General features: G+C 69.7%; 24 protein-coding genes and 1 pseudogene. 5 read left to right on the top strand and 20 right to left on the bottom strand.

Annotation, left to right across the window (positions count from 1 at the left end; all coding sequences use genetic code 11):
• Positions 1-48: 48 nt before the first annotated feature.
• Positions 49-660: a response regulator transcription factor gene (locus ACZ4WS_RS05110; protein WP_003948568.1), complete on the bottom strand. Its 612-nt coding sequence runs from the start codon at positions 658-660 to the stop codon at positions 49-51.
• Between the two features lie 389 nt (positions 661-1,049).
• Between ACZ4WS_RS05110 and ACZ4WS_RS05105 the strand changes: the two genes are divergently transcribed.
• The gene (locus tag ACZ4WS_RS05105; protein ID WP_467977301.1) at positions 1,050-1,379 is read left to right on the top strand and encodes a WhiB family transcriptional regulator; all 330 of its coding nucleotides are present in this window, start codon (positions 1,050-1,052) and stop codon (positions 1,377-1,379) included.
• A 54-nt stretch (positions 1,380-1,433) separates the two neighbouring features.
• Here the strand turns inward: ACZ4WS_RS05105 and ACZ4WS_RS05100 are convergent, their stop codons facing one another.
• Positions 1,434-2,330, bottom strand: coding sequence for a LysR family transcriptional regulator (locus tag ACZ4WS_RS05100; protein ID WP_467977299.1), 897 nt, complete (start codon positions 2,328-2,330; stop codon positions 1,434-1,436).
• Positions 2,331-2,409: 79 nt separating this feature from the next.
• Between ACZ4WS_RS05100 and ACZ4WS_RS05095 the strand changes: the two genes are divergently transcribed.
• The 3 genes from ACZ4WS_RS05095 to ACZ4WS_RS05085 all read left to right on the top strand — a co-directional run bounded on the left by ACZ4WS_RS05095 (position 2,410) and on the right by ACZ4WS_RS05085 (position 4,750).
• A complete protein-coding gene (locus ACZ4WS_RS05095) occupies positions 2,410-3,078 on the top strand; it encodes an MOSC domain-containing protein (protein WP_467977297.1) in 669 nt (222 codons plus the stop codon).
• A 108-nt stretch (positions 3,079-3,186) separates the two neighbouring features.
• Positions 3,187-3,960 carry an SDR family NAD(P)-dependent oxidoreductase gene (locus tag ACZ4WS_RS05090; protein ID WP_467977296.1) on the top strand — a complete coding sequence of 258 codons (774 nt, stop codon included), beginning with the start codon at positions 3,187-3,189 and terminating at the stop codon, positions 3,958-3,960.
• Positions 3,961-4,042: 82 nt separating this feature from the next.
• On the top strand, positions 4,043-4,750 hold the full coding sequence (locus tag ACZ4WS_RS05085) for an ester cyclase (RefSeq protein WP_467977294.1): 708 nt from the start codon (positions 4,043-4,045) through the stop codon (positions 4,748-4,750).
• Between the two features lie 62 nt (positions 4,751-4,812).
• On the opposite strand, the gene groL is transcribed toward ACZ4WS_RS05085, so the two are convergent.
• The 4 genes from groL to ACZ4WS_RS05065 form a co-directional block, all read right to left on the bottom strand.
• Positions 4,813-6,441 (bottom strand): chaperonin GroEL, encoded by a 1,629-nt coding sequence (gene groL, locus ACZ4WS_RS05080; protein WP_467977292.1) that lies wholly within the window; start codon positions 6,439-6,441, stop codon positions 4,813-4,815.
• 111 nt (positions 6,442-6,552) lie between these two features.
• Positions 6,553-6,861, bottom strand: coding sequence for a co-chaperone GroES (groES, locus tag ACZ4WS_RS05075; RefSeq protein ID WP_077796719.1), 309 nt, complete (start codon positions 6,859-6,861; stop codon positions 6,553-6,555).
• Between the two features lie 351 nt (positions 6,862-7,212).
• Positions 7,213-7,959 (bottom strand): polysaccharide deacetylase family protein, encoded by a 747-nt coding sequence (locus ACZ4WS_RS05070; RefSeq protein WP_467977290.1) that lies wholly within the window; start codon positions 7,957-7,959, stop codon positions 7,213-7,215.
• Positions 7,960-7,961: 2 nt separating this feature from the next.
• Positions 7,962-8,885, bottom strand: a complete 924-nt coding sequence (locus tag ACZ4WS_RS05065) for a polysaccharide deacetylase family protein (RefSeq protein WP_467977288.1) — start codon at positions 8,883-8,885, stop codon at positions 7,962-7,964.
• A 90-nt stretch (positions 8,886-8,975) separates the two neighbouring features.
• On the opposite strand from ACZ4WS_RS05065, the gene ACZ4WS_RS05060 reads away from it, so the two are divergent.
• Positions 8,976-10,142, top strand: coding sequence for a THUMP-like domain-containing protein (locus tag ACZ4WS_RS05060; protein ID WP_467977286.1), 1,167 nt, complete (start codon positions 8,976-8,978; stop codon positions 10,140-10,142).
• A 23-nt stretch (positions 10,143-10,165) separates the two neighbouring features.
• On the opposite strand, the gene ACZ4WS_RS05055 is transcribed toward ACZ4WS_RS05060, so the two are convergent.
• The 14 genes and pseudogenes from ACZ4WS_RS05055 to ACZ4WS_RS04990 all read right to left on the bottom strand — a co-directional run bounded on the left by ACZ4WS_RS05055 (position 10,166) and on the right by ACZ4WS_RS04990 (position 24,048).
• The gene (locus ACZ4WS_RS05055; RefSeq protein WP_467977284.1) at positions 10,166-11,440 is read right to left on the bottom strand and encodes an RNA polymerase sigma factor; all 1,275 of its coding nucleotides are present in this window, start codon (positions 11,438-11,440) and stop codon (positions 10,166-10,168) included.
• A 45-nt stretch (positions 11,441-11,485) separates the two neighbouring features.
• The gene (locus ACZ4WS_RS05050; protein ID WP_467977282.1) at positions 11,486-11,842 is read right to left on the bottom strand and encodes a YciI family protein; all 357 of its coding nucleotides are present in this window, start codon (positions 11,840-11,842) and stop codon (positions 11,486-11,488) included.
• A gap of 51 nt (positions 11,843-11,893) precedes the next feature.
• Positions 11,894-12,331 (bottom strand): annotated as a pseudogene (locus ACZ4WS_RS05045) (hypothetical protein); the annotation flags it as partial.
• A 90-nt stretch (positions 12,332-12,421) separates the two neighbouring features.
• Positions 12,422-12,604 carry a hypothetical protein gene (locus ACZ4WS_RS05040; RefSeq protein ID WP_467977280.1) on the bottom strand — a complete coding sequence of 61 codons (183 nt, stop codon included), beginning with the start codon at positions 12,602-12,604 and terminating at the stop codon, positions 12,422-12,424.
• 549 nt (positions 12,605-13,153) lie between these two features.
• Entirely contained in the window at positions 13,154-13,342 is a 189-nt protein-coding gene (locus ACZ4WS_RS05035; RefSeq protein ID WP_467977278.1) for a DUF397 domain-containing protein, read from the bottom strand.
• Positions 13,339-13,566: a Scr1 family TA system antitoxin-like transcriptional regulator gene (locus ACZ4WS_RS05030; RefSeq protein ID WP_467977277.1), complete on the bottom strand. Its 228-nt coding sequence runs from the start codon at positions 13,564-13,566 to the stop codon at positions 13,339-13,341. The genes ACZ4WS_RS05035 and ACZ4WS_RS05030 overlap by 4 nt, the downstream gene beginning before the upstream one ends.
• Before the next feature lie 167 nt (positions 13,567-13,733).
• The gene (locus ACZ4WS_RS05025; protein ID WP_467977275.1) at positions 13,734-13,952 is read right to left on the bottom strand and encodes a WD40 repeat domain-containing protein; all 219 of its coding nucleotides are present in this window, start codon (positions 13,950-13,952) and stop codon (positions 13,734-13,736) included.
• Positions 13,953-14,606: 654 nt separating this feature from the next.
• Positions 14,607-15,680, bottom strand: coding sequence for an LCP family protein (locus tag ACZ4WS_RS05020; protein ID WP_467977273.1), 1,074 nt, complete (start codon positions 15,678-15,680; stop codon positions 14,607-14,609).
• A gap of 106 nt (positions 15,681-15,786) precedes the next feature.
• A complete protein-coding gene (locus tag ACZ4WS_RS05015) occupies positions 15,787-17,157 on the bottom strand; it encodes an endo-1,4-beta-xylanase (protein WP_467977272.1) in 1,371 nt (456 codons plus the stop codon).
• A 201-nt stretch (positions 17,158-17,358) separates the two neighbouring features.
• Entirely contained in the window at positions 17,359-18,441 is a 1,083-nt protein-coding gene (locus ACZ4WS_RS05010) for a LacI family DNA-binding transcriptional regulator (protein WP_467977270.1), read from the bottom strand.
• 133 nt (positions 18,442-18,574) lie between these two features.
• Complete coding sequence (locus ACZ4WS_RS05005) at positions 18,575-20,800, bottom strand: beta-xylosidase/alpha-l-arabinosidase (protein ID WP_467977269.1); 2,226 nt, start codon at positions 20,798-20,800, stop codon at positions 18,575-18,577.
• A gap of 43 nt (positions 20,801-20,843) precedes the next feature.
• Positions 20,844-21,704: a carbohydrate ABC transporter permease gene (locus ACZ4WS_RS05000; RefSeq protein ID WP_467977267.1), complete on the bottom strand. Its 861-nt coding sequence runs from the start codon at positions 21,702-21,704 to the stop codon at positions 20,844-20,846.
• The gene (locus ACZ4WS_RS04995; RefSeq protein ID WP_467977265.1) at positions 21,701-22,732 is read right to left on the bottom strand and encodes a carbohydrate ABC transporter permease; all 1,032 of its coding nucleotides are present in this window, start codon (positions 22,730-22,732) and stop codon (positions 21,701-21,703) included. The genes ACZ4WS_RS05000 and ACZ4WS_RS04995 overlap by 4 nt, the downstream gene beginning before the upstream one ends.
• Before the next feature lie 8 nt (positions 22,733-22,740).
• Positions 22,741-24,048: an extracellular solute-binding protein gene (locus ACZ4WS_RS04990; RefSeq protein WP_467977263.1), complete on the bottom strand. Its 1,308-nt coding sequence runs from the start codon at positions 24,046-24,048 to the stop codon at positions 22,741-22,743.
• Positions 24,049-24,146 lie beyond the last annotated feature (98 nt).

Genomic DNA, 24,146 nt, shown 5'->3' with positions numbered 1-24,146 from the left:
GCCCACCATGCGGTAGGCGGGGATTCTCGAACCCCCGCGGCGGCTCACCTAGCGAACCAGGCCCCACCGGAAACCGAGCGCCACGGCGTGCGCGCGGTCCGAGGCGCCAAGCTTCTTGAAGAGGCGTCGGGCGTGGGTTTTCACGGTGTCCTCGGAGAGGAACAGCTCACGGCCGATCTCCGCGTTCGAGCGGCCGTGGCTCATGCCTTCCAGGACCTGGATCTCACGCGCGGTGAGCGTGGGCGCGGCGCCCATCTCGGCCGACCGCAGTCTGCGCGGGGCGAGCCGCCAGGTGGGGTCGGCGAGCGCCTGGGTCACCGTGGCCCGCAGCTCAGCGCGGGAGGCGTCCTTGTGGAGATAGCCGCGGGCACCGGCGGCGACGGCGAGCGCCACACCGTCCAGGTCCTCGGCGACGGTGAGCATGATGATGCGCGCACCGGGGTCGGCGGACAGCAGCCGCCTGACCGTCTCCACGCCGCCCAGACCGGGCATGCGTACGTCCATCAGAATCAGGTCCGAGCGGTCGGCACCCCAGCGGCGGAGGACTTCCTCGCCGTTGGCCGCCGTCGTCACGCGCTCGACACCGGGCACGGTCGCGACCGCGCGGCGGAGCGCCTCTCGGGCAAGCGGGGAGTCGTCGCAGACGAGGACGGATGTCATGGCCGCCCTCCGCAGCTGATGCGCGTCACCTTGAGCCTCCAGGCTGGTACGAATCGTCACCTGTGCGGTCGACACTCGCCGACGGCTACTGCCGCCTGCCCGAGCGCTTGTTCCTTCAACCGCCTCCGCCCTCTCAACGATGGTCACTCGAAAGAGTTACGGGGCAGTCGGTCGTCTTCGGCACTCTACGTGAGGGTGCGGACACGGTGCAGACATGCACGCGGACCCTCAACGTTTCATCACAAGCTATGCCCCATTTAGCCTGTTTTCTTCCCATTTGTTGGTGTCTGCGGCTAGATTCGCAATGAGTCATATTTTCATCTCCTTAGATCGTAGATGTACGGTCGGTGGGCACAGAGCAGCCCAGAACGGCAACAAGGGGACACGCAATGGCAGATTTTTCTCGCCTTCCCGGTCCGAACGCGGACCTCTGGGACTGGCAGCTCCTCGCGGCCTGCCGCGGGGTCGACAGCTCGCTCTTCTTCCACCCGGAGGGCGAGCGTGGTGCGGCACGGAGCGCTCGCGAGAACTCGGCCAAAGAGGTCTGCATGAGATGCCCGGTACGCGCTGAGTGCGCGGCGCACGCGTTGGCGGTACGTGAGCCTTACGGCGTGTGGGGCGGGCTGACCGAGGACGAGCGCGAAGAGCTCATGGGGCGGGCGCGCAACCGGCTGGTCTCGGCGTCGGCCACCGGAAGCGGTCACGCTTCGAACAACTGAAGGAACGTTTCTGCATGGCGGGCACGCACCGTCGTGCCCCTCCTCTTCCCGACGCTACCGAGCCGCGGCCCGTGCCAGCCGGTCCAGCGTCGCCGCCACCGCCGGCACCTGCGCCAGGTCCGGCAGCGTGAGCGCGACAATCTCCCGCCGCACCGGCGGTTCCACCGTCACCATGCGGGCTCCCTTGGGACGTACGGACTCGATGGCGAGCTCGGGCAGGACCGCGACCCCGAGACCCGCGCCGACGAGGCCGACCACGGCCGGGTAGTCATCGGTGGCGAAGTCGATGCGCGGCTCGAAGCCCGCACCCCGGCAGACCTCGACCAACTGGCCGCGACAGCGCGGGCAGCCCGCGATCCATGGCTCCGCGGCCAGTTCGCCGATCGCGACCGACTCGGCCCTGGCCAGGCGGTGCCCCTCGGGCACGAGCCCGACGAGCCGGTCCCGCAGCAGGGGCCGTACGACCAGGTCGTCCCACTCCTCGACGCCCGCCGCGCCCTCGTACCGGAACGCGAGCGCGATGTCGCAGTCGCCCTCGCGCAGCATCTCCACCGAGCGCGGCGGTTCGGCCTCCTCCAGGGAGACGCGGGTGCCGGGGTGCGCGGCGCGCAGCGCGGCGAGGGCCGTCGGCACGAGGGTGGAGCTGCCGCTGGGGAACGACACGAGCCGGACCCGGCCCGCGCGCAGGCCCGCGATGGCGGCGACCTCCTCCTCGGCGGCCGTGAGCCCGGCGATGATGCCCGCGGCATGCCGGACCAGCGCCTCACCCGCCTGGGTCAGGCGCATCTCGCGGCCGGTGCGGATCAGCAGCGGTGTGCCCACGGACGACTCGAGCGCCTTCATCTGCTGGCTGACGGCGGGCTGGGTGCAGCCCAGCTCACGCCCCGCCGCCGAGAAGGAGCCGGTGGCGGCGACGGCGCGCAGAACGCGGAGATGACGGGCTTCGATCACGTATTGAGCATAAGTGAGTCTTGGGTACGGCGACGAATATCGCGGTGACGCTTTGGCCCTTATCGCCTAGCGTGGTGCCATGAAGCTTCTGTCTCTGAACCTGGGCCGTCCGCAGGACGTCGCGTACACGGACCAGGCCGAAGGCGTGACCGGCATCGACAAGCGGCCGGTGGACGGGCCCGTGCGGGTGACGGCGCCCGGACCCAAGGGGGTCGGCGCGAGCGGTCTCGCCGGGGACGCGGTGTGCGACACGCGCCATCACGGCGGGGACGACCAGGCGGTGTACGCGGTCGCGCGCGAGGATCTGGACGACTGGAAGCGCGAGCTCGGCCGGACGCTGCCCAACGGGGTGTTCGGCGAGAACCTCACGACGCAGGGGCTCGACGTGTCGGGGGCGCGGATCGGCGAGCGCTGGCGCGTCGGCTCCGAGGTGGTGCTGGAGGTCACCTGCGGCCGCATCCCGTGCAGCACGTTCCAGGCGCATGTCGGCGAGAAGAGCTGGGTGAAGCGCTTCACCCAAAAGGGTGCGCCCGGCGCGTATCTCCGTGTGGTCGAGCCCGGTGAGATCCGCTCCGGCGACCCGATCGAGATCGTGCACCGGCCGGACCACGACGTGACGGTGGCGCTCCAGTTCCGGGCGGTCACGACCGAACGGGAGCTGCTGCCACGCCTGTTGGCCGCCCGCGGGGCACTGCACCCGGAGTCGCTGGCGAAAGCGGAGAAGTACGTGTCCGAGCACGGCGCGTAGCAGCGGACGCGCGCGACGCGTAGCACCCTGCGCAGAACTCGTGGAGTGCGCGCAGGTGTTGGGTGGTGCGCGGCGCCGGATCCCTGGTCAGGTCACTAACCTTGCGCCATGACAACGGCTTTGATTACGGGATCGACCGCGGGCATCGGCGCCGCCTTCGCACGACGGCTGGCGGCCGACGGGCACAACCTCGTGCTGGTGGCGCGCGACACCAAGCGGCTGGGCGAGCAGGCGACCGAGCTGCACGACCGGCACGGCATCGAGGCGGAGGTGCTGACGGCGGATCTGGCGACCGACGACGGCATCGAGGCGGTGGCCACGCGGCTGGGCGACCGCAAGAACCCGGTCGACCTGCTGGTCAACAACGCGGGCTTCGGCAACAAGGGCCGCTACCTCGACGTATCGATGGCCGACGAGCTGAAGATGCTCAAGGTGCACTGCGAGGCGGTGCTCCGGCTGACGTCGGCGGCCACCGAGGCCATGCGGGAGCGCGGCCGGGGCGGGGTCGTCAACGTCGCGTCGGTGGCCGCGTTCGTGCCGCGGGGCACGTACGGGGCGTCCAAGGCGTGGGTCGTGCAGTTCACGCAGGGCGCGGCGCGGGACCTGGCGGGCAGCGGCGTACGGCTGATGGCGCTGGCCCCCGGTTTCGTGCGCACCGAGTTCCACCAGCGCGCGGGCATGGGCACCGACAACATCCCCAAGTGGATGTGGCTCGACGCGGACAAGCTGGTCGCGACGGCGCTCGCGGACCTGGCGCGCGGCAAGTCGCTGTCCATCCCCGATCCGCGCTACAAGGCGCTGATGGGCGTGGTGAAGGTGACCCCGCGGGCGTTGCTGGGCGGGATCTCGTCGAAGACGGGGCGGAAGTACGGCCCCCAGTAACGGCCGCCGTTCAGTAGGTGGTGTCGTCCCTCCGGTGGGAAAATGAGGGTGTTCTACCGGACCCAGGGCCGGAGGCGGCGCCATGACATTCGTACAGCTCATCGACTGCAAGACCAGCCGGTTCGACGAGATGAACCTGCTGATGGACACATGGGTCGAACAGACCAGGGGCAAGCGGACCGCGACGCACAATGTGATCGGCAAGGACCGGTCCGACGAGACCCACTTCATAGAGATCGTGGAGTTCCCGTCGTACGAAGAGGCGATGCGGAACTCGAAACTTCCCGAGACGGACAGGATCTTCCGGGAGATGGTGGCGCTCTGCGACGAGATGCCGACGTTCACGGACCTGGACGTGGTCCGCGACGAGCAGTTGTACGCGGCCAACATCCGCAAGTTCTTCGAGACGGTGGCCGCCAAGGGTGAGCTGTCACCGCTCAACGACCTGCTGGCGGAGAACTACCACGACCACGATCCCGCCAACGAGCAGGACACCATCGGGCTCGACGCGATGCGGCGCGAGATCGGGATGTGGCGAGGCGGGTTCGACTTCGCCTTCACCGTCGACGACCAGCTCACCGAGGGCGATCGCGTTTGCACGCGGTGGACCTGGAACGGCACCCACAACGGCGACTTCATGGGCATTCCGGCGACCGGGCAGCAGGTCGCCATGACCGGAGCGACCATCTTCCGCTGCCAGGAGGACGGGAAGATCGTCGAGGGCTGGTGGCAGTACGACCGGCTGGGGCTGATGGCCCAGCTCGGCGCGCTCGACGCGCTGGAGGGCTAGCACTCAAGGGAGAAGCCCCCGTTCCCTGACCGGGAACGAGGGCTTCTTCAAGCTGTCGGGCCTCAGTGGGAGTGCCCGTGGCCGTGGCCGTGACCGGCGTCGGCCTCTTCCTCGGCCGGCTTCTCGACGACCAGGGTCTCGGTCGTGAGGAGCAGGGAGGCGATGGAGGCGGCGTTCTCCAGGGCGGAGCGGGTGACCTTGACCGGGTCGATGACGCCGGCCTTCACCAGGTCGCCGTACTCGCCGGTGGCGGCGTTGAAGCCCTGGCCCTTGTCGAGCTCGGCGACCTTGGAGGTGATGACGTAACCCTCCAGGCCGGCGTTCTCGGCGATCCAGCGCAGCGGCTCGACGGCGGCGCGGCGGACGACCGCGACACCCGTGGCCTCGTCGCCGGTCTTGCCGAGGTTGTCCTCCAGGACCTTCACGGCGTGGACGAGCGCGGAGCCACCACCGGAGACGATGCCCTCCTCGACCGCGGCGCGGGTCGCGGAGATGGCGTCCTCCAGACGGTGCTTCTTCTCCTTGAGCTCGACCTCGGTCGCGGCGCCGACCTTGATCACGCACACGCCGCCGGCCAGCTTCGCGAGGCGCTCCTGGAGCTTCTCGCGGTCCCAGTCGGAGTCGGTGTTCTCGATCTCGGCCTTGATCTGGTTGACGCGGCCCACGACGGCCTCGTGGTCGCCGCCACCGTCGACGACCGTGGTGTCGTCCTTGGTGACGGTCACGCGGCGGGCGGTGCCCAGCACGTCCAGGCCGACCTGGTCGAGCTTGAGGCCGACCTCCTCGGCGATGACCTGACCGCCGGTGAGAGTGGCGAGGTCGCCCAGCATCGCCTTGCGGCGGTCGCCGAAGCCCGGGGCCTTCACCGCGACGGCGTTGAAGGTGCCACGGATCTTGTTCACGACCAGGGTCGACAGGGCCTCGCCCTCGACGTCCTCGGCGATGATCAGCAGCGGCTTGGAGGCGTTGGACTGGATGACCTTCTCCAGCAGCGGCAGCAGGTCCTGGATGGAGCTGATCTTGCCCTGGTGGATGAGGATGTACGGGTCCTCGAGGACGGCCTCCATGCGCTCCTGGTCCGTCACGAAGTACGGCGACAGGTAGCCCTTGTCGAAGGCCATGCCCTCGGTGAAGTCCAGCTCCAGACCGAAGGTGTTGGACTCCTCGACGGTGATGACACCGTCCTTGCCGACCTTGTCCATCGCCTCGGCGATGAGCTCGCCGACCTGCGGGTCCTGGGCGGACAGACCGGCGACGGCGGCGATGTCGGACTTCTCGTCGATCGGGCGGGCGGTCGCGAGGAGCTCCTCGGACACAGCCTTGACCGCGGCGTCGATGCCCTTCTTGAGCAGGGCGGGGGACGCGCCGGCGGCGACGTTGCGCAGGCCCTCGCGCACGAGCGCCTGGGCGAGCACGGTGGCGGTGGTCGTACCGTCACCCGCGATGTCGTTGGTCTTGGTCGCCACCTCCTTCACCAGCTGGGCACCGAGGTTCTCGAACGGGTCGTCGACCTCGACCTCACGGGCGATGGTGACACCGTCGTTGGTGATGGTGGGGGCGCCGAACTTCTTGTCGATGACGACGTTGCGGCCCTTGGGGCCGATCGTCACCTTGACCGTGTCGGCAAGCTTGTTGACGCCGCGCTCAAGGGCGCGACGGGCGTCCTCGTCGAACTTCAGGATCTTCGCCATGGAGCGATTCAGCCCTCTCGGAAAACTTGGGAGAAACGAACTGCGCCCCCAGCGCCCGGCTTTTTCAGGTGGCGGGGGCCAGGGGCGCAGTTCACTGCAAAACTGGGTGAATTACTTCTCGATGATCGCGAGCACGTCGCGAGCCGAGAGGACGAGGTACTCCTCGCCGTTGTACTTCACCTCGGTGCCGCCGTACTTGCTGTACAGCACGACGTCGCCGACAGTGACGTCGAGCGGAAGACGGTTACCGTCCTCGAAGCGGCCCGGGCCCACAGCGAGGACGACGCCCTCCTGGGGCTTCTCCTTCGCGGTGTCCGGGATGACCAGGCCAGAGGCCGTGGTCTGCTCGGCGTCGAGCGGCTGGACCACAATGCGGTCCTCGAGCGGCTTGATGGCAACCTTGGAGCTGGCGGTCGTCACGATCCGACCTCCCCCTTCGGAGATCTCACGGGGTTAACTGTCTGAGGTGGCGACCAGGTCGATCCGTCGTCGCGGGTGCCGGACCTGCCCGTCGCTATTGGCACTCTCCAGGGGGGAGTGCCAGACCTGAGACTATGACTGCGATTAGCACTCGGTCAAGCGGAGTGCCAAAAGCCTCCGGCGTGGCGCAGGGTTCCGGGCACCCGGCGTGGGTGTGAACGTACCTGGGGACTGCCGCCCCCAGCCCCCCGCTTCGGCCTGCACGGCCTCGTCCTCGAACTCCCCCACTCTCGGCTTCTCCCCCACTCTCGACTTCGCTCGAGCGGGGGACCCCCACGACGGGCCGAAACGTCAGAGGTAGTTTTCAAGGCGCGCAGGCGTGAAGCCCTCCGCCTGGATGCGCCTCAGCAGCCTGGTCGTCGCCTCCGTGAGGTTCGGTTCGCCGAAGCCGGTCAGGATGTCGCCCGGTCGCAGCCGGCGCGCGTCAGCCACCCGCCCCAGCACCACGGCCGCGACCCCGCAGTCGGCGGCGGCGCGGAGCGTGGTGCTGTCGTACCTGCCGTACGGGGGCCGCAGCAGCCGGGGCCGGACGCCGAAGCGCTGCTTGAGCTTGTCCTGCTGGCCGCAGATCTCAGCGCGCTGGCCGACGTACGGGAGGCCCCTCAGGGAGGCGTGGTCGAGGGTGTGGTTCTGGACGCTCGCGCCGACCGCCCGCAGCTGCGCGAAGTGCCCGTACCCCGGCCCGACGACACGGTCCGTGAGGAACACGCTGACCGGCAGCCGCAGTTCACGGACCATGTCGACGAACCGCGGATCGCGCTCGGCTCCGTCGTCGTACGTCAGGAAGACCACCCTGTCGCGGGTGCGGACGTGGTCCACGACGGGCGGCAGTCCGGGCCCCGCGGTGCGCGCGGCGGTCCGGGCGGGCGGTCTCGGCGCCGGGGCGAGCGGGGCGGTGAGCCCCCAGCGGCGGTACGCCGACTCATGCGGCCGTACCTTCTGCGCCGCCTTCTTGCCCAGCCGTTCGATCGGGTCGACGGACTGGGCGCAGCCGGTGAGCAGCACGGCCGCGAGCAGCCCGGCGGCCGGCGCGCGCATCCTCACAGGTAGTCCTCCAGGCGTGCCACCGCGTACCCCTTGTCCGTCACCCTCTTCATGAAACGGCGGACCATGTCGCGCATCGTGCCGTTCCAGTCGTTCTTCCCCCGGAAGTGGGTGAGGACGATGTCGCCGGGGTGCAGGTCGCGGTCGTCGTCCCGGTACTCCCAGTGGTCGACGAAGACCTCCTCGTCCCAGATCGGGGCGTACTTGATGCCGCAGCTCCGGGCGGCGCGCAGGGTGTCCTGGTTGTAGTTGCCGTAGGGCGGCCGGAAGACCGTCGGGCGCTTGCCGAACTGCTCCCTCATCACGTCCTGCATGCCGCAGATCTCGTGCCGCTGCTCCTCATAGGAGAGTCCGGGCAGGTAGGGGTGGTGCAGCGTGTGGTTGTTGAGGGTGACGCCCCGGTCGCGCATCCTCCGGAAGTACGCGTAGTCGTCCTCGACCAGGTAGTTGCTGAGGAAGGCGGTGTACGGGATCTTCAGGTCGCTCATCATCCGCAGGAACTTCGGGTCCTTCTCCTCACCGTCGTCGATGGTGAGGAAGACGACCTTGTCCTTGGTGGGGATGGTCGTGAAGACCGGGGGCAACTCCTCCTGGTCCTCGACCTCGAACCCCGCCCTGGCCTCGATCACCGGCTTCCTGACGGGCGGCGGCGGGGGCGTCAGCGGCGTCTCGTCCAGCCCCCAGCGCTTGGCCGCGGCGACCCGCTCGGCGTGCGCGAGACGGAGTTTGGAGGCGTACGAGTCGAGGGCGCGGGCGGGGGGCGCGTGCAGCGCCGGTGCCGCACCGCCGGAGCCGCCGTCGGAGCAGCCGGACGCGAGGGCGGCGACGGCAAGCACGGCGATTCCGCCACGGACGCCGATTGCTCGACGCATCCCCGTCCCCTTCATGCCGTTTTTATAATTTTGTCGCACTAGTCGCATGGCGCCGGATCCTCCCAGGTCATGGCCCGTACGGGGCCCCGACACCGCGGCCGGACGCGCACCGTCCACCGACTGGCCCACAATGGCCCGGTGAACGACGTCTCCTTCGCCTCCCTCCTCACCCCCGAGGGCCGCGCCCTGCTCGACGAGGTCCGCGACACCCAGCCGGCACAGGAACTGGCCGTCGCCACCCGGCTGCGCCGCGAGCACCCGGCCGAGCTGGTCTCGGCGGCCCTCGGGCAGGCGCGGCTGCGGCAGCGGGCGGCGGCGAAGTTCGGGGCCGAGGACGCGGGGCGGATGTTCTTCACCCCCAACGGGGTCGAGCAGTCGACCCGCACGACGGTCGCCACGCACCGCGCCCGGCGATTCGAGGCGATGGGGGTAAGTTCCGTCGCCGACCTCTGCTGCGGCATCGGCGGCGACGCGATCGCGCTCGCCCGCGCCGGGATCCGGGTCCTCGCCGTCGACCGCGACCCGCTGACGGCGGCGGCGGCACGGGCCAACGCCGACGCGCTGGGCCTCGCGGACCTGATCGAGGTGCGCGAGGCGGACGTCACCGAGGTGGACACGGCGGAGTACGACGCCGTCTTCGTGGATCCGGCGCGGCGGGGCGGGCGGGGCCGGATCTTCGACCCCGAGGCGTACTCACCGCCGCTGTCCTGGGCGACCGAAACGGCGCTCAAAGCCCCCCGGGCCGCCCTGAAGATCGCCCCCGGCATCCCCCACGAGGCGATCCCCGCCGAGGCGGAGGCCGAGTGGATCTCGGACGGCGGCGATGTGAAGGAGGCGGTGCTGTGGTTCGGCACGGAGCCCGGCCTGGTGCGGGCCACACTGCTGCCGGGCCCGCGTGAGCTGCGCGGCCGCGGGCTGCCCGACCCGGCGGTGCGGCCGCTCGGGCGTTACCTGTACGAGCCCGACGGCGCCGTCATCCGCGCGCATCTCGTCGCGGAAGTGGCCGAGGAACTCGACGGCGGGCTGATCGACGAGACCATCGCGTACGTCACGGCGGACGAGCTGCGCCCCACTCCGTATGCCTCCGCGTACGAGATCACCGACCAACTCCCCTTCAACGTCAAGAAGTTGAAGGCGCTGCTGCGGGAGCGCGGAGTCGGTGTGCTGACGGTGAAGAAGCGGGGTTCGGCCGTCGAGCCGGAGGAGCTGCGGCGGAAGGTGAAGCCGCAGGGGCCGGCGTCCGCGACGGTGTTTCTCACCCGGGTGGCGGGCGCCCCCACGATGCTGGTGGGGGCACCCGCGTAGCCGCCTACTGGTGGTGGACCGTCTCAGCGGCAGGCCTCGGCCCGGGTGAGCAGCAGCTCGCGTTCGCGGGCGTTGCGGGCGAGTTCCGCGGCGCGTGTGAACTCCGCCCGCGCCTCCGTCCTGCGCCCGAGCCGGGCGAGGAGATCCCCGCGCACGCTGGGCAGCAAGTGGTAGTCGCGCAGGGCGGGTTCGTCGGCGAGGGCGTCGACGATCTCCAGGGCGGGGCCGGGGCCGTCCGCCATCGAGACGGCGACGGCACGGTTCAACTCGACCACGGGGGAAGGGGACCGGACCGCCAGGAGCCCGTACAGGGTGGCGATCCGGCCCCAGTCCGTGTCCTCGTACGCGTACGCCTGCGCATGGCACGCGGCGATGGCGGCCTGGAGGGCGTACGGGCCGGGGCTGCCGGTGGCCACGGCGTTGGAGCGGCCGAGGGCGGCGAAGCCGCGGCGGATCAGCATGCGGTTCCAGCGGCGGCGGTTCTGGTCCTTGAGGAGGACCGGCTCGCCCGACGGGGCGGTGCGGGCTGCCGCGCGTGACTGCTGGAGCTCCAACAGCGCGGCCAGGCCGTGCACTTCGGGTTCCTTGGGCATCAACTCGGCCAGGACGCGGGCGAGCCGGAGGGCGTCCTCGCACAGCGCGGGGCGCAGCAAATCGTCGCCCGCGGTGGCGGCGTACCCCTCGTTGAAAATCAGGTAGATGACTTCGAGCACGGACCCGAGCCGGGCTTCACGCTCCGGGCCGTACGGCACCTCGAAGGCGACGCCCTTCGTCGCGAGCGTCCGTTTGGCGCGCACGATGCGCTGGGCGATCGTCGCCTCGGGGGCGAGGAAGGCGCGGGCGATCTCGGGGGTGGTCAGGCCGCCGAGCAGCCGCAGCGTGAGTGCGATGCGGGCCTCGGCGGAGAGGACGGGGTGGCAGGCCGTGAAGACGAGGCGCAGCAGGTCGTCGTCGATGTCGTCCGGGTCGGAGGGTTCGTCGAGGTGGTGCGGGGCGGTCACCGAAAGGTCCCGCCCCACCTCCTCCAGCTTGCGCGCGTACCGTTCCCGGCGGCGTACGAGGTCGATCGCGCGGTGCTTGGCCGTGGCCGTCAGCCAGGCGCCGGGGTTGTCCGGCACGCCGTCCCGCGGCCACTGCTCCAGGGCGGCGACCAGGGCGTCCTGCGCCAGCTCCTCGGCGATGCCGACGTCCCGGACGATCCGGGCGACGCCGGCGATGATGCGGGGAGACTCGATACGGAAGATCGTCTCGACGGTCTCGCCGGCACCGGACGCGGGGATGGTGGGCTGCTGTTCCACAACCCACCATCAGACACCCACGGCGCGGCCGGGCCAAGTCGCGACTCAGCCCTCCGCGATCTCCCGCACCTCGCAGGTCACCGTCCAGTGCTCCTCGTGCACCTTCAGGAAACGCTTGGTCCACTCCAGGGCCTCGGCCATGTCCTTGCACTGCATGAGCGCATAGCCGCCGACGACCTCCTTGGACTCGGTGAAGGGCCCGTCGGTGACGGACAGCTGCCCGTCCGCCCAGTGCACCCGCTTGCCCTGGGCGGACGGCGTCAGCCCGGCGGTGTCGAGCATGACCCCCGCCTTGGTGATCTCCTCGAGCAGCTCCCCCATCCGCTGCATCAGCTCGGGGCTGGGGCCCTCGGCGGGCGCGGTGCTCTCGTCGATCTGGACCAGCGACAGGTAGCGCGGCATGGTGACTCCTCGGGTCTTTCGAGTTTCGGAGGCGGGGCTTCTCCCTGCCTCTCACCCCTGCGTCGAACGGGAGACGCTGCTTTCGACACTGCCTCCGGAATTCTTCGAGATTTCTTCCGCGGGGGGCGTATTCGCAGGTCGGGGCGGGTTCCCGTGCAGGACCGCAGTCGCCGGCGACGCGGCGGCGAGCAGCCCCGCCGCCACCCAGTAGGCCGCCGAGAAGGCATGGACCAGCCCCGCGGGCCCCGGCCCGCTCGCGGTCGCGGTCCCGGTCGCAGTCGCAGTCGCAGTCGCACTCGCACTCGCACTCGCACTCGCACTCGCACTCGCACTCGCACTCGCGCTCGCGCTTCCGGCGACGGTGACCAGTACCCCGAGCCCCACCGCCCCGCCCACCTGCCGCGAGCTGTTGAGCAGCCCGGACGCCATCCCGGTCTCCTCCGGCGACACCCCCGTCGTGGCCGATGTACCCAGCGGTACGAAGCCCAGTCGGTGAGCAGTCCGCCCACGAGCATTCCGACTTTATGAACCTCGTCGGGGCTAGCACGGGGTCCGAAGCGCGCGTGTTGACCGAAAGGCCTACACGTCCGGGGCGAGGGTCCTGGACGTGTAGCCCTCGCGGAGGCGGACTGTCAGTCGGCGAAGTCCTGCCGAGCGCGCCGCCTCCGACGACGGCGGCTCAGTGACCGGCACCTCCCCCGCGACGAAGGCGTCCCACCACGCGTCGTCGCGCGCGGTGCGCGAGAAGAAGGTGTGCCACACCCAGCGGGGGCAGCCGTCGACGGTGACCGGGCGGCGTACGCGGCGCAGATGGCCCGCTGCGGAGAGGTTGTTGAGCGCTGTGGCGATGGCGCACTGGCCGTACGAGAGGTGTTTCGCCAGCGTCTTGATGGAGAGATCCGACTCGTCGTCCAGGCGGTCGACGTATGTGGCGATCGACGCCTCGCGGACGGGAAATGCGCGAAGTCCCTGCCCCTACGGGGTTCTTGGTCGGGGGCCGACTTCTTTCCGTAGCCAGGATTGGCCAGGGGGTGGGCGGAGGGGCGCGGGGCAGCACTAAGCTGGGCGGTAGCCATGGATCGAGTCCTTTTCGATCTGGTGGTCAGACCCCCGCGTGGTGCTCTAACACCCACGGGGGTCGATGCTTTCCCGGCGCACGCTACACGTTCGCCACGCTCCGCCGCGACCCGATCACGAAAAGTCATCTCCCCTGGCCCAGGCGGCACTTGGGCCGCCCACAAGGGGAGGGTGGGCGGGTTGAACCACCCACCCATTCCTTGCAAAAGAGTCTCGAACCCCGACTCCCGAAGCTCAAGCTCCGACGTGCGCGACGAACTCCGCCCACGCGGCGGCGGGGACGGTCAACTCGGGGGCATCGCCCGTGGGGTTGAGCTTCGAGTCCCGGATGCGGACGGCGCTGGGTCGGAGGGCAATCTCGACGCAGTTGTCGCCTTCGGTGCCGCTGTAACTCGACTTGAACCAAGCGAGTTTCGTGTTCACCACTGGTCCGCCACCTCTCTGATGAGCCGCGCCGATTCCTCCGTACCGAGGGCCTGCATGCGGATCACGCCAAAGCGCTGCGCGAGCTTGCTGACTGTCTCCGAATCGGCGTGCAGCACACTCATCGCCTGACCCTCCTCGTAGGCGCAATGCTCGTGGTCGGGGCTTTCCAGCAGCACCATGGGGCCGTTGATCCCGGTGTGCGTACCCTGACTGATCGGCATCACTTGACTGTCCACATTGGCAATGCGCCGAGCTCCAGCAGGCGTTCTCGCCACATCTTGAACTGATTCCCGCAGTACCTCCGCGCGGTCGGCGACTGCTCACCCACAGAACCCCACCTCCACCTGCGCACACCACGCTGCGCGCACCACTGGTCACTTCGGGATTACTACAGGTCACCGACGTCCCACAGGCGAACGGTTCCATCGCTTCCGGCGGTGGCGAGCCAGCGTCCGTCCGAGCTGAAGTCGGCGCACAGGACAGAGTCGTTGTGGCCGGTCAGCTTCTTTCCCTTTCGCGGGTCGGAGGGCCCGTCGGTGTGCCAGAGCTGTACGTCGCCCCCGTACAACTCGGCGACGGCGAGGAGCGGTCGAGTCGGGTGAAACACCCCGGTCCTTACCGCACCGAGCTTGAACGGCTCGGGCCCCCAGCTGTCGGGGCCGCGCTCGCCGCCACAGTTCTCCTCCCTTGGGACCGAACAGGGCGAAGCTGTTGTCATAGCGGCTGGCGGCGAGACCTGGGCCGTAGTGGTACAAGGGGTTGTCCCTGCCATTCCAGAGATCCGTTTTCAGCACGGGGGACTTGGGGTTCCCGAACCCAGGCGCTGGGCTCCGCCAGATCCTGCCCTTGTCATCCATGAGTGCCAGACTGCCGTCGATGAGGAAGTCCAGCCCCACGACGTGCCTGTCGCCCTGATCGACGTCGTCGAGGCCGGCTGTCGTGACAAATGTGTACGCGCCTTCGCCGGATTCCTTCCACACACCAGCCCATGACGAGACGCTGCAGGCCAAAAAGCGCCGCGCGCGATGGAAGGCAATGAACCTGAACGGGAATTCACCGCTCTTCTGATTCTGGACAAGCTTGGTACCCCGTGGCCGGACGTGGCGGGGATCCCGGATTTCCGCCCCTCCCCGACTGCTCCGGACGCCCGTACGGCCTCCGGAGATGTCGCTGTCCGACGTACGGAGTGCTGCGGCGCGCCTACTGCCTGGGGCGAGCGTGCGCCAACTCCTCTACTGGCGTTATCTGTTGACGTGCCGGGTCACCTGAGCGACGCCCACAGCTCACTCGCCTCCGGCTCGTTCGCCACCACCCGGTTCGGGTCCGACGGGGCCGTGACCACCGGCATCATGACCGTCTTGACGTCGTCGGAGGGCAGGCCCTTCAGGCTCTGGCCGAGCTTCATCAGCTCGCCCAGCGAGTCGAGTCCCGTGTCGGTGGTGAGGCTGCCGGTCACCGCGTCCGCGACCTTGTAGAGCTTGGTGGGGTTGGTGAGGAGGTCCGTCGAGGAGATCTGCTTCAACAGCGCCTTCACCAGCTTCTGTTGCAGACCTATCCGGCCCAGGTCGCTGCCGTCGCCTATGCCGTGGCGGGTGCGGGCGAGGGCGAGGGCCTTGGTGCCGTTCAAGTGATGGGTACCGGCCGCGAGATGCAGATGGCTCTGGTCGTCGTCGATGTCCTCGTCCGTCGTGACGGTGACGCCGCCGAGTGCGTCCACGAGGTCCGCGAAGCCGGAGAAGTCGATCTCGATGTAGTGGTCCATGCGGACGTCAGTCATGGACTCGACCGTCTTCACCGCGCAGACCGGACCGCCGATCGAATACGCGCTGTTGAACATCGCGTTGTACGCCACCGAGGTCGTCCCCCCGGACGAGGTGGGGCACGACGGGCGGGTCACCAGGGTGTCCCGGGGAATGCTCACCACGGTCGCCTTGGTGCGGCCCTCGTCGATGTGGACGACCATCGCGGTGTCCGAGCGGGCACCCGAGCTGCTGCCGCCGCCGAGCTTCGCGTTCGCCGTGCCGCTGCGCGAGTCGGAGCCGAGGACCAGGATGTTCAGGGCGCCGCTGGGCAGCGGGGAGGCGGAGGCCGACGCGGTGGCGGACGCCGTCGGGGTCGACACCACCTTGGCCGGGCGGTCGTCACCGAGCGCGCTGTTGATGTCGACGCTCTTGATGTTGTGGTTCAGATGCCAGTAGGCCCAGCCCGCCCCCGCGGCGGAGAGCACGAGGGCGCCGGCGAGCACGACGCCGGCGGCCTTCAGCAGACCTCGCCGCCGGCCGCCGCGTCTCGCGGCGCCCTCGTTGTCATCCCCGTGCTCGTCTTCAGAAGTCACGCGGAGGAACGTAAGTCCGAATTATTACGAGCAGGAACCTCTTCTCGGGTTTCCTTCGGAAAATCTCAGACTTCTCAGGCACGGCTCAGTTCGGCACCACGAAAACTCAGCCCAGTGTCACCGTGGGCACCGGATTGCTCCCGCTCCACGACGCGTTGAACCCGAACGTCACCGAGCCGCCGTCCGCGACCGTCCCGTTGTAGGAGGCGTTGACGCAACTCACCGCCGCGCCCGTCTGTGTGCAGGTCGCGTTCCAGGCCTGGGTGATCTGCTGACCGGCGCCGTACGTCCAGCTCACCTTCCACGCCGACAGCGCCGCCCCCGAGCAGGCGATCTTCACCTGGCCCGTGAAGCCGGTGTTCCATTGACTGGTGACGCTGTACGTCGTCGTGCACGCGCCCGTGGGAGGCGGCGTCGACGTCCCCCCGAGCGAGGTCGCGATCGCGTAGTACGCCGGTTTCGGCGCGTAGTTCTCGTCGTACGGGGTCGCCGCGCCGTACCCCGAGAAGACGTCCGGGATCCAGGAGTCGGAGTCGGTGAAGCCCCAGACGGTGACGCCGTAGCACCTGGACACGGCCACACACGCGTCGAACACGGCCTTGTAGTCGGCGGCCTGCTGCGCCAGCTTCGTGCTGTCGGAGGGGAGTTGCATCCGGATGTCCAGCTCGGTGATCGCGACGTCGACGCCGAGGTCGGCGAAGCGCTGGATGTTCTGCTGGAGTGTGGACGGGACCTGGCCGAGAATCAGGTGGGCCTGGAGTCCCACGCCGTCGATCGGGACGCCCCGGTCCTTCAGCGACTTGACCAGGTTGTAGAGGGCGGTGCTCTTCGCGTTGACGCCCTCGACGTTGTAGTCGTTGATGTAGAGCTTGGCGCTCGGGTCGGCCGCGTGCGCCCAGGTCAGGGCCTGGGCGATGTAGTCGGCGCCGAGGCCGTTGTACCAGAGGGTCGAGCGGTAGGTGCCGTCCTCGTTGAAGGGCTCATTCACCACGTCCCAGGCCGCCAGCTTGCCTTTGTAGCGGGTGACTTCGGTGGTGATGTGGTCCTGGAGCAGCGTGCTCAGCTCGGCGGACGTCCAGGTGCCGTTCGTCAGCCAGCTCGGGTTCTGGCTGTGCCAGACCAGGGTGTGGCCGCGCACCTGCTGGTTGTGGGCCTGCGCGAAGGCGACGATCTGGTCGGCCTCGGTCCAGTTGAAGCTGCCCCGGGTGGGCTCGACCGAGCCCCACTTCATGGCGTTTCCGGGGGTCAGCGAGTTGAACTGGGCGCCGGCGATGTCGCCGTACGTGCCGGTGAGCTTGGAGCCGGTGACGGCGGTGCCGATGACCTTGCCCTGGGCGGCGGCGAGGTCGCGGAGAGGGGTGTCCGCCGCGTGGGCCGTCGTACCGGCGGCGAGCAGGGCGCCCACGGCCACGACGCCCGCGAACAGGGCGGACACGCGGGTGCGTAAGGAGGTTCGGGAGGATCTGGAGGTTCTCATTGCGGGTGCCTCCGAAAGTTTCGGTCGTGCAACCGATTGACTTCGGAGGAGTGTGGAGCGGGATGCCCCACTCGTCAATCCCACGCGTCAGTACAGGAACACCAATCCGTCGCGGCACACACGGCGACTCGCCACTACGGGAACACCCATCGGTCGCGACACAGACGGCGACTCGCCACTACGGGAGCACCGATCCGTGCCCTACGCCGGAGGGGCCCCCGTACTGCTGCGCACCACCAGACTCGTGGCCAGCTCCACCCGGGTCGCTGCCGACGCCCCCTCCGCACGCCCCAGTTCGAGCACCAGCTTCGCCGCCGCCTCGGCCATCTCCGTCAGCGGCTGCCGTACGGTCGTCAGCGGCGGCCCGACCCACCGCGCCACCGGCAGATCGTCGAACCCGACGACGCTCAGGTCCTCCGGGATGCGCAGCCCCAGCTCGCGGGCGGCCTCGTACAGGCCGAGGGCCTGGAGGTCGTTGCCCGCGAAGACGGCCGTCGGGCGGTCCGGCGATCGCAACAGTTCGAGCCCCGCCCGGTACCCGCTGTCGTGGTGGAAGTTCCCCGGCCGGATCAGCTCCGGATCGACCGGCAGCCCCGCCGTCTCCAGCGCGGCACGATAGCCGTCGACCCGCGCGCGGCTGCACATCATGCGCGACGGGCCGCTGATCGCACCGATCCGGGTGTGCCCGAGCTCGACGAGATGGCGCGTCGCGGCCAGCCCGCCATGCCAGTTGGTGGCGCCGATGGACGGCACGTCGTCGCCCGGGTCGCCGGCCGGGTCCATCACCACGAAGGGGATGGACCTGCTGGTCAGCAACGCCCGCCCGGACTCGTCGAGCCCGGAGAGCACGAGGATCACGCCGTGCGGGCGGCGGGCGGCGACCTGGTCGGCCCAGGTGCGCCCGGGGGTGAGGCGCCCCGCGCTCTCGGAGAGGACGACGCTCAGGCCCTCGTCCCTGGCGACGTTCTCGACACCTCGGATGACCTCCATCGCCCAGGCGCTCTCCAACTCGTGGAAGACCAGGTCGATGAGGGGGGAACGGGTCGCCTCGGCCCGGCGGCGCCGGTAGCCGTACGAGCGCAGCAGCCCCTCGACGCGGGTGCGGGTCCCCGGGGCGACGTCGGCGCGGCCGTTGAGCACCTTCGAAACAGTCGGTGCCGACACTCCGGCCTCGCGGGCGATCTCGGCGAGCGTCGCGGTCTGCGTCGAGCGCGCTGTCGCCCGCGTTTCCACGGGCGTTGACGGCTTCCTTTCCACGGGCTTGAACGGCTTCGCGGGATTCATGGGCGGGATCGTATCCCCGCTCCCCCTCATACCGGACCCTCTCTGATCCACACGATTCCCAGAACATTCGACATCCGGCGCGAAACATTCGGTGCGCGCTGCCCTCCCCGCCTCCCGGAGGGCAACGCCGGTCTCACTTCACCCGCACCTCGCACCGCATCCGCCGCCCCGGCCCCACCACCCGCTCCGGTCCCGTCAGCGTCACCGGCACCACATGCCGTACGTCCCCTTCGGCGCTGGACACCGCCAGCCGCAGCTCCAGCTCCCCCGGTTCGACGATCCGCTCGCCGTCTGGGCCGGTGTACGCGGCAACGTCCGCCGGGAAGGTGAAGTGGACCTCCGCCGACGCGCCCGCATCCAGCGGCAGCCGCGCGTAGCCCACCAGCCGGGCCACCGGCCGCGCCACCTTGCCCACGGGGTCGTGGAGATAGAGCTGGACGACCTCCGTGCCGGCCCGCTCCCCCGTGTTGCGGACGGTCAGGCGCAGCGTCGTCTCGCCGTCCGTCGGGAACGTGTCGGCGTCGACCGCGGGCGCCTGCCAGTCGTACGTCGTGAAGGACAGCCCGTGCCCGAACGGGAACAGCGGGGTGGGGTCGAGGTTGCTCGCCTCGCCGCGCTGTCCGAGGGGCGGGGCGAGGTACGTCCACGGCTGCCCGGCGGGATCGCGCGGCACGCTGACCGGGAGCCGCCCCGACGGGTTCACCCGCCCCGACAGGACCCCGGCGACCGCGGGGCCGCCTGCCTGGCCCGCGAAGAACGCCTGCACCACCGCCGCGCACCGGTCCGCCCAGCGCCCGAGCGCGTACGGGCGGCCGGAGAGCACGACCAGCACGACCGGCGTCCCGGACGCCAGCGCCTTGTCCACCGACTCGCCCTGCCCCTCGGGGAGTTCTAGATCGGCCGCGTCGCACCCCTCGCCCGAGGTGCCGCGCCCGAACAGCCCCGAGCGGTCGCCGACCACGACCACGCACACCTGGGCCGCCACGGGATCCTCCGTGAACTCCACGTCCGGCAGCTCGGCGTGCAGCGATTCGAGCAGCGTCGGGACGGCGACCCCCATCGGGACCTCCGGGTGGTCCAGGAGGACATGGCGGGGGAAGGTGTAGCAGCCGAGCATCGCGGCCGGGTCGTCGGCGAGCGGGCCGAGTACGGCGATCCGGCGCACCTCGGGCGCGAGCGGAAGCATGCCCCCGTTGGACAGCAGCACGACCGACTCCTCGGCCAGCTGCCGTGCCAGCACCCGCATATGGGGCGGATCGAGGTCGGCCGGGGCCCCGGCGGCGGGCGGCGCCCAGTCGGGATCCAGCAGCCCCAGCTCGCACTTCTGCGTCAGCACCCGCAGCGCCGCCCGGTCCACGAAGTCCGCGTCAAGGGACCCGGCGCCGAAGCACCGCACCGCGGGCAGCTCCACGTCCACGCCCGCCGCGAGCGCGAGCGCCGCCGCCCCGGCCGGGGAGTCGGTGAGCCCGTGTGCCGATTCCAGGAAGGACACGCCGAAGTAGTCGGCGACGACCGTGCCGGTGAACTGCCATTCCTCGCGCAGGAGTTGGGTGAGCAGCCGGTGGTGCGCGTGGGCGGGCAGCCCGTCCAGGTCGTTGTACGCCGCCATCACCGACCGCGCGCCGCCCTCCCGTACGGCCATCTCGAACGGCGGCAGGATGACGTCCGCCAGTTCGCGCGGGCCGATCGAGGCGGGCGCGTGGTTGCGGGCGCCGCGCGAGGCCGAGTACCCGGCGAAGTGTTTGAGCGTGGCGACGACGCCCGCCGACTCCAGGCCCTGGACGTAGGCGGTGCCGACCGTCGCCACGAGGTAGGGGTCCTCGCCGATCGACTCCTCCGTGCGGCCCCAGCGGGGGTCCCGTACGACATCGAGGACGGGGGCGAGGCCCTGGTGCACGCCGACCGAGCGCATCGAGGCGCCGATCGCCGACGCCGTCTCCTGCACCAGGGCGGGGTCGAAGGTCGCACCCCAGGCGAGCGGCGTCGGGAACACCGTGGCCTGCCAGGCCGTGAAGCCGGTGAGGCACTCCTCGTGGGCGAGGGCGGGCAGCCGGAAGCGGTTGGCCGAGCGGATGCGTTCCTGGAGGGAGGCCAGGCGGGCGGCTCCCTCGGCCGGATCGACCGGCGCCGTGCCGAAGGGGCGGGTCAACTGGCCCAGGCCGTGCGGGAGCAGTTCCGACAGGTCGACGTCCTCGGACAGGGCGTGCTGCAGCGGCGCCATGTCCCCGCCCGGCGTCTCGTTCGAGCCGGGCCAGACGCTGTAGAGCTGGGCGATCTTCTCCTGGGGGGTCATACGGGCGAGCAGGTCGGCGGCGCGGACGGCGGCGGGTAGAGCGGGGTCCTGCCAGGGGTGGGTCATGTAACTCCTCACGTGGAGAGGGGGATGGGGCCCCTGAGATGGGTCAGCCCTTCGTCGCGCCGAGCGTGATGCCGCCGATCAGCTGCCGCTCGGCGACCGCGTAGAAGGCGAGGGCGGGCACCATGGCGAGCACCAGATAGGCGAAGATGCGGGCCACGTCGGAGGCGTACTGGCCCTGGAACTGCTGGATGCCGACCGGGATCGTCCACCAGGTGGGTTCGCTGAAGACGAGCAGCGGCAGCAGGAACTGGTTCCAGCTGCTCACGATGGCGAGCACGGAGACGGTACCCAGCGCGGGCCGGGCCAGCGGCAGCAGGATGCGCCAGAAGAACCCGAGGCGGGTGCAGCCGTCGAGCGTCGCCGCCTCCTCCAACTCCCCCGGGATCTCCCGGAAGAAGCCGCGCAGGATGATGATCGTCACCGGCAGTCCGAAGGCCGCCTCGGGCAGGATCACACCCCACGGGTTGTCCAGCAGTCCGAAGGTGCGCAGCAGGATGAACAGCGGCAGGATCGCCACCGCGAAGGGGAACATCAGCCCCATCGTGAACAGGGTGAACATCAACTCCCGCCCACGGAAGGCGAACCGGGCGAGCGCGAACGCCGCCAGGGCCGCCACCGACACCGTGAGCAGGGTGGCACCCACCGCGATCACCGTGCTGCTGCCGATGGACCGCCAGAACGTGCCCGAGCCGAGCAGCGAGGTGTAGTTCGAGGTCACCCACGGCGAGGGCAGCCCGAACGGGTTGGAGGAGAGCTGGTCGGTGGACTTGAAGCCGGAGATCAGGGCGTAGAGGAGTGGGGTGACCATGAAGACGCCGACCACCCAGAGGGTCACGTACACGGGCAGGGTGCGCAGCCGCCGGCGCCGCCTCGCGCGGTTGCGTGTCTCCGTCTCGGCACTCATCGGTTTCCTCGCATGGTGGTGATGGCTCCTTCGGTGTCCCGGCGCAGCACGAAGCGTTGGTAGGCGAGGGCGAAGACCAGGCTGATCAGGAACATCACGACGCTGAGGGCGCTGGCGTAGCCCATCTGATAGCGCTTGAAGCCGTACTGGACCATGCTGATCGCCATGGTCTCGGAGGCGTGGTCGGGGCCGCCGGTGGTGATGACCCAGACCAGGTCGAAGAGCTGGATGGAGTAGACGACGGAGAGGAACGCGCTGATCCGGAGGGTCGGCGCGAGCAGCGGCAGCGTGATGTGCCAGAAGCGCTGCCAGGTGCCGGCGCCGTCGATGCGCGCCGCCTCCTGCAGTTCGGCCGGGATGCCCTGCAGGCCCGCCAGGTAGAGCATCATGTGGAAGCCGAAGTACTTCCAGGTCATGACGATGAAGAGGGTGGGCATGACGCTGTGCTGACCGGCGAACCAGTCGCCGCCCAGCCCGGCGAGCCCGACCTTGTCGAGGACCTTGTCGGCGAGCCCCTCCCCCGGCGCGAAGATCATGCTGAACAGCACGCCGGTGATGACCTCGGACAGGATGTACGGGGCGAAGAACAACATCCGGTACACGGCCCGGCCGCGCAGCTTCTGGTTGAGCAGCACGGCCATGGCGAGCGCGAACGGCAGCTGCACGAGAATGGAGAAGCCGATGAGCAGCGCGCCGCGCCCCAAGTCCCCCAGGAACACCGGGTCCTTGAAGAGCCGCGTGTAGTTGTCGAGGCCGACGCTGTCCGAAGGCGAGCCGAATCCGCCCCAGTTGAAGAAGCTGACGTAGATCGCGTAGCCCATCGGCACCAGCACGAGCAGGCCGAACAGGGCCAGGGCGGGGACCGTGAACACAACGGCCGACAGCCAGTCGCGCACCCGGCGCAGCGGCGACCCGCGGCGCGCCGGGCCGGGGGCGGCCGAGTCCGGACCGTCGTACTTGCCGACATCGGTCACGTACGGCGTCGAACCCGCCGAGGAGGTCGCGGAGGTCGAAGTCGAGTGGGTCATCGGCGGCGCTAGCTCTTCTCGCTCTTGGCGACCTGGGTGACCGAACGTGTCACCTTCTCGGGCGACTTGGAGCCCGCTATGAGCGCGGCGACGCTGTCGTTGATCTCCTGGCCGACGGCGGGGGCGTACGCCTGGTCGAGGTAGAGCTGGAAGCCGGTTGCCTTGTTCAGCATGTCGGAGACGGCGATGAGGTTGGGGTCGGTGAGCGCGCCGGCGGCGTCCTTGGAGACGGGGATCAGGCCGGTCTCCTTGATGAGCTTCTCGGCGAACTCCTTCTCGCCGAAGAACTTCAGGAAGTCCAGGGCCTCCTGCGGCGCGCCCTTGCGCACCGCGTGGCCGCCGCCTCCGCCGAACACCTCGGTGAGCGCACCCTTTCCGCCCTCGACCGTGGGGAAGGAGAAGAAGCCGAGGTCCTTGCCGATGCCCTTGCCGGAGTCGGCCTCGACGATCGGCGCCCACTGGCCCATCAGCTCCATGGCCGCCTTGCCGTTGCCCATCAGGGCGGCCTCGCCGTTGGGGTCGGAGTAGGCCCCGCCGAGGAACCCCTTCTGGAAGGGCTGCAGCGCGACGAGGTCCTTGAGGTGCTGGCCGGCCTTGACGAAGTCGTCGCCGGTGAAGTCGGCGTCGTCGGAGGCCTTCTGCATGGCGTCGAGACCGGCGACGCGCATCGAGAGGTACGCCCAGAAGTACATGCCGGGCCACTTCTCCTTGCCGGCCAGGGCGATGGGCGTGATGCCCTTGCTCTTCAGGGCGCGGATGGCGTCGAGGTAGCCGGACCAGGTGGTGGGCGGGGTGGTGATGCCGGCCTTCTTGAAGAGCGCCTTGTTGTACCAGAAGCCGACGGCGCCGATGTCGAAGGGGACGGCGTACAGCTTGTCGTCGAACTTGTAGGCCGTCATCGAGGCGGGTACGTAGTTTCCGGTCCAGGAGGCGACCTGGTCCGTCAAGTCCTCGACCAGGCCCGCGTCGATCTGCTGCTTGAGGACGCCGCCGCCCCAGGTGTGGAAGATGTCCGGCAGCTTGCCCGAGGCGATCTGCGCGGTCATCTTCGACTTGTACGCCTCGTTCTCCATCGTGACGACCTTGATCTTCACATCCGGGTGCGCGGCCTCGAACTCCTTGGCGCGCTGGGCCCACAGCTTCTTCGCGGGCTGGGTCGTGGTGATGTTCCACCACTCGATCGTCTTCTTGCCCGAGCCGCTGTCGCTGTCCGAGGAGCCGCACGCGCTCAGCCCGGCCGCGCCGAGGCCGGTCGCCGCGGAGGCCGCCAGGAACCCACGGCGAGAGAAGTTGGAGGTCGTACCGAACGGTCGCATCGCACGCCTTCCGGAAGGGAGCCGAAAATTATCGGTCAAGTGCGCACGGAAGCTACGGCCCGACGACAGGTATGTCAACGCTCCTGACAAATACGGGA

The sequence above is a fragment of the Streptomyces sp. NPDC029292 genome (genome assembly GCF_055569295.1).
Note: the sequence above shows the minus strand (reverse complement) of the source record. Positions and strands in the feature narration are given on the sequence as shown.